Raw genomic sequence first — 7,905 nt, 5'->3', positions numbered from 1 at the left:
CGACCAGCGGCGCCTCGGCCCGCAGCAGCGGAACCGCCTGACGCTGCATGTTCGACCCCATCAGAGCCCGGTTCGCATCGTCATTTTCCAGGAACGGAATCAGCGAGGCCGCAACCGAAACCAACTGTTTCGGCGAGACGTCGATCAGATCGACGCTGTCGCGCGGGCTGAGGGTGTATTCGCCGGACTTCCGCGTGTTGACCAGATCGTTTTCGAATTTGCCGGTGGCATCGAGATGCGCGTTGGCCTGGGCCACGGTGTGACGCATTTCCTCGGTCGCGGACATATATTTCACTTCGTCCGTGACCGTGCCGCCCTCAACCCTGCGGTAAGGGGTTTCGATGAACCCGTATTTGTTCACCCGCGCATAGGTCGCCAACGAGTTGATCAGACCGATGTTCGGGCCTTCCGGCGTTTCAATCGGACACATCCGGCCATAGTGGGTCGGGTGCACGTCGCGCACCTCAAAGCCGGCACGTTCGCGGGTCAGACCGCCCGGCCCAAGCGCCGACAGGCGGCGTTTGTGCGTCACTTCCGACAGCGGGTTGGTTTGGTCCATGAACTGCGACAGCTGGCTGGAGCCAAAGAATTCGCGCACCGCGGCAGCCGCCGGTTTGGCGTTGATCAGATCCTGCGGCATCACCGTGTCGATCTCGACCGAGGACATCCGTTCCTTGATCGCCCGCTCCATCCGCAGCAGGCCGACGCGATACTGGTTTTCCATCAACTCACCGACCGAGCGCACCCGGCGGTTGCCGAGGTGGTCGATATCGTCGACATCGCCACGCCCGTCGCGCAGATCGACCAGCGCCTTGATGCAGGAAACGATGTCTTCCTTGCTCAGGGTGCGCATCGTGTCTTCGGCGTCGAGATTGAGACGCATGTTCATCTTGACCCGGCCCACGGCGGACAGATCATAGCGTTCGCTGTCAAAGAACAGCGTGTTGAACAGCGAACTGGCCGCCTCGACGGTCGGCGGTTCACCCGGGCGCATGACACGGTAGATGTCCATGAGCGCGGTTTCGCGGTTCATGTTCTTGTCCACGGCCATGGTGTTGCGCATGTAGGGCCCGACGGTGACATTGTCGATGTCGAGCACCGGGATCTCGGTCACACCGGCGTCCAGCAATTCCTTGACCGAACCACCGATGATTTCACCTTCTTTGTCGTACTCGAGAGTCAGCTCATCGCCAGCCTCGACATAGATGGCGCCGTTTTCCTCGTTGATCATGTCCTTGGCTGCGAATTTGCCCACGATCCGTTCGAACGGCAGTAGCAGGCTCTTGACCTTGCCCTCGTCGATCAGCTTTTTCACCGCCCGCGGGGTGACTTTCTTGCCCGCTTCGGCGATCACTTCACCGGTGTCGGCATCGACCAGATCATAGGTCGGCCGGGTGCCGCGCACGCGTTCCGGGAAGAATTTGGTGACCCAGCCCTGGCCCTTGCGCAGGGTGTACTCGACGGTTTCGTAATAGGCGTCCATGATCGCCTCCTGATCCATCCCGAGGGAATAGAGCAGGGTCGTCACCGGCAATTTGCGGCGGCGGTCGATCCGGCAGAACACGATGTCCTTGGCGTCGAATTCGAAATCCAGCCAGGAGCCGCGATAGGGAATGATCCGGCAGGTGAACAGCAGCTTGCCCGAGCTGTGGGTCTTGCCCTTGTCATGGTCAAAGAACACGCCAGGCGACCGGTGCATCTGCGAAACGATCACCCGTTCGGTGCCGTTGACGATGAAGGTGCCATTCGGCGTCATCAGGGGCATGTCGCCCATGAACACGTCCTGTTCCTTGATATCCTTCACCGACTTGGCGCCGGTGTCCTCGTCGATATCGAACACGATCAGGCGCAGGGTGACCTTCAGCGGGGCGCTGTAGGTCATGTCGCGCTGCATGCATTCCTCGACGTCGTATTTGGGATGCTCGAGCTCGTATTTCACGAACTCCAGATGCGCGGTTTCGTTGAAATCCTTGATCGGGAATACCGATTGAAAGACACCCTTGATGCCCTCCCCATCGGTCGGATCGGGCTGGTCGCCGGATTTCAGAAAGAGTTCGTAGGAGCTTTTTTGAACCTCAATGAGGTTCGGCATTTCAAGAACTTCGCGGATTTTACCGTAGTATTTGCGAAGACGTTTCTGACCGAGGAAGGTCTGAGCCATGACGGGTGTCACCTTTCGTTTCTCATCGGGCTGCGCGACCGCTGGGCTTCGGTCGCGCTCCCTTGCGAGAGGGCGTGCTTCTGGGATCAATTCCCGGCCACCGTCCCAAAGGTGGCCTCCCGATCCCAAAACCTCGCCTTAGAAAAGCCCTGACCGACAGGGCCTCACTGAGACAGGTTCGACTGGACCCGATATTTCGGATCCAGCCCTGTTCTTTCAGATCCGGGTCACCCCGGCACAGATCACTTGAGTTCGACTTCGGCGCCAGCTGCTTCCAGCTTGCCCTTGATCTCGTCGGCTTCGGCTTTCGAAACCTGCTCTTTGACTGCTTTGCCGCCGGCTTCGACCAGATCCTTGGCTTCTTTCAGCCCCAGACCGGTGATCGCGCGGACTTCTTTGATCACGTTGATTTTCGAAGCGCCTGCGGATTTCAGGATCACGTCGAATTCGGTTTGCTCTTCGGCTGCTGCCGCTTCGCCACCACCTGCCGGACCGGCCATCATCACAGCGCCACCAGCGGCGGGCTCGATGCCGTATTCGTCTTTCAGGATGGTTTTCAGTTCTTGTGCTTCGAGAAGCGTCAGGTTGACGATCTCTTCTGCCAGTTTCTTCAGATCAGCCATGTTCAGCTCTTTCCGTTAATAGATGTGTTCCAACGTCAGGGTGTGCACCCATGACCGTCTCACGTTTGCCTTAAGCCGCTTCGGCCTTTTCCTCGATCGTGGAAAGGATGGAAGCGATGTTCGAAGCAGGGGCACCAATCGCACCGGCGATGTTCGAAGCGGGTGCGCCGATACAACCAGCGATCGAAGAGATAAGCTCTTCGCGCGAAGGCATTTTCGACACAGCCTCGACACCGGCCCGGTCCAGGGCCGTCTCACCCATTGCCCCGCCAAGGATCACAAGCTTTTTGTTTTCTTTGGCGAAACCCTCGACCACTTTGGCGGCTGCCACAGGGTCTTCGGAATAGGTCAGAACGGTCATGCCCGTCAGAAGCTCGGCGATGCTTTCGCAGGGCCGTCCCTGAAGGGCGATCTTGGCAAGCCTGTTCTTGGCGACGCGCACAGCAGAACCAGCCTCACGGGCTTGGGCTCGCAGTTTCTGCATCTCGGCAACCGTGAGGCCGGTGTAGTGTGCAACCACAACGACGCCAGAGCTTTCGAAGATTTGGCCGAGTTCCTCGACCACTTTCTCTTTCTGGGCTCTATCCACAGTTTCACTCCAATTGGGGAGGTGTGACCCTCCGGCTCGTTTCGCCGCAACTTGCGCTGCGACAATCAAGTCCTTACGGGTCCTGCACATCCCCCGGACGGCGGCACGGCCGCTTACCGAAGAAACTCATGTCATTTCCCGTCTCGGGCAGGAATTATGAAAGGCCGTAGCGCCAATCACCCACCGTCTCGGACGAATCAACCGAACGGCTGCGCATGCGCATCCATCCAGTCAGAGGCGCTCTGATAGGAGGTTTCGCAGGGAATGTGAAGAGGCCATGCCAGAATTCTTGCGCAAATCTACGCGCGACCCCAGGCGGCGCGCGACAGCGCCATCGGCTCGGCCCGCGACAACGGCACACTGCGCCGTTAATCCAACTTGAACGCCAACCCCACCTGGGTCAAGGCCTGCACCCTTTCGACATGAAAAACATGGGGCTCGCGATAGAGCGCCCGCAGGTCCGGTTCCGGATCGGAGACAATATGACGAAATTGAGTTTGTTGTAACCTATCTGGCAACAATCACGGGGAATCCTCCGTGACGGCAAAAGAAAAGGCGGGCCAAGCCCGCCTTTTCGAAACACTCACTGATCGGAAAGAATCAGTTGTTGCCGGTTGCGCTTTCGACATTGACCGACACGCCCGGGCCCATGGTCGAGCTCAGCGAGACTTTCAGCATATAGCTGCCCTTGGCACCTGCCGGGCGGGCCTTGGCCACCGCGTCAACAAAGGCACGGACATTCGCGGCCAGTTGCGCCGGCTCAAAGCTGGCCTTGCCGACACCGGCATGCACCACACCGGCTTTTTCGGCCTTGAACTGCACCTGACCGCCCTTGGCGTCTTCCACAGCCTGTTTGACATCCATCGTCACCGTGCCGACCCGCGGGTTCGGCATCAGGTTGCGCGGGCCCAGGATTTTGCCCAGGCGACCGACGACGGCCATCATGTCCGGCGTTGCAATGCAGCGGTCGAAATCGATGGTGCCACCCTGGATGGTTTCCATCAGATCCTCGGCGCCGACAATATCGGCCCCGGCTGCGGTGGCTTCATCCGCCTTGGCGCCCCGGGCAAAGACCGCGACGCGCACGGTTTTGCCGGTGCCGTGCGGCAGGCCGACAACACCGCGGACCATCTGATCCGCATGGCGCGGGTCAACCCCGAGGTTCAGTGCGATTTCGACGGTCTCGTCGAACTTGCTGGTGGCGTTGGCCTTGACCAGCGCAACCGCGTCCTCGACCGACAGGTTGTCCTTACCGGCGAAAGCGGCGCGGGCGGCGGCGGTGCGTTTTCCGAGTTTTGCCATCTTACTTCACCTCGATGCCCATGGACCGCGCCGAGCCGAGGATGATCTGCATGGCAGCCTCGACGGAATTGGCGTTCAGGTCCTTCATCTTCGCTTCGGCAATCTCTTTCACCTGGGCGACGCTCACCGAACCGGCGGTTGCGCGACCGGGGGTCTGCGAGCCGGATTTCAGCTTGGCGGCCTTCTTCAGGTAATAGGACGCGGGCGGCGTCTTGATTTCCATGGTGAAGGATTTGTCCTGGTAATACGAGATCACCGTGGGACAGGGGGCACCGGGTTCCATGTCCTGCGTCTTGGCGTTGAACGCCTTGCAGAATTCCATGATGTTGATGCCACGCTGGCCGAGCGCCGGACCGACGGGCGGCGACGGGTTGGCCTGACCGGCCTTGACTTGCAGCTTGAGGCTGCCGATGAGCTTCTTGGCCATCTGGCCTTCTCCTTGTCATCGGTGCGTGAATTCACGCACCCTACGGGCCGGATCGCGTTCCGGCGCGCTGGTTAGCGTGGTGCGGGTCCGACACGCGTGCCCTTCCCTCCCACGAACGAAACCGGGCTGCCCCGGCCAGATGCGTGTTGCCACGCACCGCCACGTCAGATCTGTTTGGAGACCTGCGTGAATTCCAGTTCGACCGGGGTTTCCCGACCAAAGATCGACACCATGACCTTGAGGCGCTGGTGCTCCTCGTCCACATCCTCGACCATGCCGTCGAAATCCTCGAACGGGCCATCGTTGACCCGGACCTTTTCGCCGATCTCGAAATGGATCAGGGTGCGCGGGCTGTCCTCGCCCTCTTGCACCCGATTCAGGATCTGGTTCACCTCGGCGTCACGCATCGGCATCGGACGGCCCTGCGGCCCGAGAAAGCCGGTGACCCGGTTGATCGTGCTGATCAGGTGATAGCCCTCGTCGGACATCTCCATATGCACCAGGACATAGCCGGGCATGAAGCGGCGTTCCGTCGTGACCTTCTTGCCGCGACGCACCTCGATCACCTCTTCGGTGGGGACCAGAACCTCGTCGATCTGATCGGCCAAGTCCTTTTCCTCGGCCGAGAGCCGGATCTGCTCGGCGACCTTCTTCTCGAAATTCGAGAGGACGCTTACCGAATACCACCGTTTCGCCATATCTCAGCCGTTCCTTGCGCACCGGGCCAGAGGCCGGAATTCCTGTGAGACGCGAGCGGTTGCACCGCCCTTGCCCCGAACATATGCCGCCTCAATAAAAATCGGCGTGCCACTTGAGTCGCTGCACGCCAAAATTGAGGAAGTTGAGGCGCGTTTACCGCCACGCCGGAAGGAATTCAAGCCCTCAGCCGAACATCCCCAAAACGCCCTGAAGCCCGGAGCGGATGATCACATCCACCAGCGCAAAGAACACCGAGGTCAGCGCCGCCATGATGAACACCATCACCGTGGTCAGCAGAACCTCGCGGCGGGTCGGCCAGACGACCTTGGAGATCTCGGCGCGGGTCTGATTGATGAACTGAAGCGGATTGGCCATTGGGTCTGCCTTTGGGCTGTCACGCGGCACGCGGGGTGCCGGGGTCGGAAAGAACGCTGTTGTCGGGCGACATACGCGCCGCGCGGTGCGAATTCAAGGCTGACGGCAGTGTCGCGGTGGTTTGCCTGCCCGGCTGTGATCCACCGGCCGCCCGCAGAAGCCGCGCCCGCGCGCGCCCGCCGGGTTGCCAGGCCGCGCCGCACCCCGCAGACTGGGCGCGAGGTTTGAGCAGGAGGGCCGAAACGATGCCAATCACCCGGCGACATGTTCTGAGCGGCGGCGTCGCCGCCCTGGCGCTGACCGGATGCGGCGGCACCCCGATGCGGGTCGGCAACGGCACCGGACGACCCCGGCTTGCCCCCCCTGAGCCGGCGTTCCGGCCAATACCCAATCCCGGCTGGGATGCCTGGGTGCGCGATTTTCGCAGCCGCGCCGCTGCGCGCGGCATCAGCGCCGCCACCCTGAACACGGCCTTTCGCGGTGCCGGGTATCTGCCCGGCGTGATCGAACGTGACCGCAACCAAACCGAATCGAACCGCACGCTGGAGGATTACCTCGCCATCGTCGCCAATGACGACAAGGTGCAGAGCGGCCGCGCCGCCCGCGCCAGCCGCCGCGCCCTGCTGGGTGAGATCGAGACCCGCTATGGCGTGCCCGCCGAGGTGGTGGCGGCGATCTGGGGGATGGAGAGCAATTACGGCAGCCGGCGCGGCGACATTTCGGTGATCTCCGCAACCTCGACCCTGGCCTTTGACGGGCGCCGTGGCGCTTTCTTTGAAAAACAGCTGATGGCGGCGCTGCGCATCCTGCAGCGCGGCGACACCACGCCCGCACAGATGACCGGCAGCTGGGCCGGGGCGATGGGACACACCCAGTTCATCCCGACCACATTCGACGCCTATGCGGTCGATTTCCGGGGCGACGGTCGCCGTGACATCTGGTCGGACGATCCCACCGACGCCCTGGCCTCGGCCGCCGCCTATCTGGCGAAATCCGGCTGGCGGCGCGGCACGCCCTGGGGCTACGAGGTGCGCCTGCCTGGCGGCGGTGCGCCCATCGGCAGCACGCGCGCCCTGTCCGACTGGGCCAGCGCCGGGCTGACCCGCGCCAATGGCGGGCGGTTGTCCGGTGCCGCCTCGGCGCGGCTGATCCAGCCCGCCGGCGCCAATAGCCCGGCGTTTCTGACCCTGGCCAATTTCCGGGTGATCCTGCGCTACAACAATGCCGAGAAATACGCGATCGGGGTCGGCCACCTGTCAGACCGAATCGCCGGTGGCGGCCCGTTGCGGGCGACGTTTCCGCCGGATCGACATGGGTTGAGCCTGCAGGATCGCAAACGCCTGCAGACCCGACTGAACGGGCTGGGCTATGACCTTGGCACTCCGGATGGGGTGTTGGGCAAGAAATCCGAGGCCGCGATCCGCGCCTATCAGCGCGCCAATGGCATGGCCGAAACCGGCACGCCATCGCCGGAACTGCTGGCCCGGCTGGGATAACTGCGCGGTGGCGGTGCGGTGGCGGCGCAGAGATTGCTGGGCGTGTCATCAGGACGAGGGGGCTTTGCCCCCTCGCGCTCCCCCAGGATATTTGTGACCAGAGGAAGCAGGCGGACCGGGCGCGCAGCCCGGCACGGCATTGGTATTGTCGAATGTCTGAAAACTGGCAGGGGCAGAGGGACTCGAACCCACGACCCTCGGTTTTGGAGACCGATGCTCTACCAACTGAGCTA

8 protein-coding genes are annotated in these 7,905 nt (G+C 62.0%); 1 reads left to right on the top strand and 7 read right to left on the bottom strand.

The features are described from left to right. The 7 genes from rpoB to secE all read right to left on the bottom strand — a co-directional run. A partial coding sequence (rpoB, locus tag P1U48_RS17965; protein ID WP_301070683.1) for a DNA-directed RNA polymerase subunit beta occupies positions 1-2,161 on the bottom strand: 2,161 nt, incomplete at its 3' end. A gap of 242 nt (positions 2,162-2,403) precedes the next feature. Next, positions 2,404-2,784: a 50S ribosomal protein L7/L12 gene (rplL, locus tag P1U48_RS17960; protein ID WP_301070681.1), complete on the bottom strand. Its 381-nt coding sequence runs from the start codon at positions 2,782-2,784 to the stop codon at positions 2,404-2,406. Positions 2,785-2,854: 70 nt separating this feature from the next. After that, positions 2,855-3,373, bottom strand: coding sequence for a 50S ribosomal protein L10 (rplJ, locus tag P1U48_RS17955; protein WP_301070679.1), 519 nt, complete (start codon positions 3,371-3,373; stop codon positions 2,855-2,857). A gap of 600 nt (positions 3,374-3,973) precedes the next feature. After that, positions 3,974-4,675, bottom strand: coding sequence for a 50S ribosomal protein L1 (gene rplA / locus P1U48_RS17950; RefSeq protein ID WP_301070677.1), 702 nt, complete (start codon positions 4,673-4,675; stop codon positions 3,974-3,976). Position 4,676: 1 nt separating this feature from the next. Beyond that, complete coding sequence (gene rplK / locus P1U48_RS17945; RefSeq protein WP_301070675.1) at positions 4,677-5,102, bottom strand: 50S ribosomal protein L11; 426 nt, start codon at positions 5,100-5,102, stop codon at positions 4,677-4,679. Positions 5,103-5,266: 164 nt separating this feature from the next. After that, positions 5,267-5,800, bottom strand: a complete 534-nt coding sequence (gene nusG, locus P1U48_RS17940; RefSeq protein ID WP_301070673.1) for a transcription termination/antitermination protein NusG — start codon at positions 5,798-5,800, stop codon at positions 5,267-5,269. 184 nt (positions 5,801-5,984) lie between these two features. Next, entirely contained in the window at positions 5,985-6,176 is a 192-nt protein-coding gene (gene secE, locus P1U48_RS17935) for a preprotein translocase subunit SecE (RefSeq protein ID WP_301070671.1), read from the bottom strand. A 245-nt stretch (positions 6,177-6,421) separates the two neighbouring features. Here secE and P1U48_RS17930 point away from each other — a divergent pair, with 245 nt between their 5' ends. Next, on the top strand, positions 6,422-7,672 hold the full coding sequence (locus P1U48_RS17930; protein ID WP_301070669.1) for a lytic murein transglycosylase: 1,251 nt from the start codon (positions 6,422-6,424) through the stop codon (positions 7,670-7,672). Positions 7,673-7,905 lie beyond the last annotated feature (233 nt).

This window comes from Pseudooceanicola sp. (genome assembly GCF_029213205.1).
In the GTDB taxonomy this organism is placed as follows: domain Bacteria; phylum Pseudomonadota; class Alphaproteobacteria; order Rhodobacterales; family Rhodobacteraceae; genus Pseudooceanicola.
Note: the sequence above shows the minus strand (reverse complement) of the source record. Positions and strands in the feature narration are given on the sequence as shown.